The sequence below is a fragment of the Pseudomonas sp. EL_65y_Pfl1_R83 genome (genome assembly GCF_963970695.1).
Taxonomy (GTDB): domain Bacteria; phylum Pseudomonadota; class Gammaproteobacteria; order Pseudomonadales; family Pseudomonadaceae; genus Aquipseudomonas; species Aquipseudomonas tritici.
In genome coordinates, this window is sequence record NZ_CAXAQI010000489.1 from 1 (window position 1) to 435 (window position 435).

Annotated in this window: 1 protein-coding gene; it reads right to left on the reverse strand. The window is 59.3% G+C overall.

The window, feature by feature from the left end; all coding sequences use genetic code 11:
• Positions 1-333 (reverse strand): SRPBCC family protein (locus AACY08_RS29980; protein ID WP_339472712.1); only part of this gene is annotated, 333 nt, incomplete at its 3' end.
• Positions 334-435: the final 102 nt, after the last annotated feature.

The window sequence follows — 435 nt, forward strand, 5'->3', positions numbered from 1 at the left end:
GCCGAAAATGCCCCGACATTCGACCGAATGGTGAATACAGACGCCGTTCGCGATCGGCTCGATCTCGTAGCGTTCGTCGAAGGTGAGGAAGCCCTTCACGCCCATCTGCCACCCGATGAGCTGGGGCTTGGTCAGGCGATTGATGACCATTTGCGTCGTCATCTTCCGGTCTCCTTTGAAGAGCAGCCAGGTAACGTCCATTTCGGCGCCGCGTTCGGCATCGCCCGCGATGCGATAGATTGGATGCCATCGCGCAAAGCCCTTCAAATCGGAGATCAGCGACCAAACGCGGAGCGCTGACATGTTGAAATCGAAACTCGTCTCTTCCTTCATGACTGCCTGTCCTGTCGGGGCCCGACACGGCCGAACCGGAGGCCGCGCAAAAGCGGCCTCCTCCCCGATTAAGCGGGAAATTGATGGGAGCTGCGTGGACGC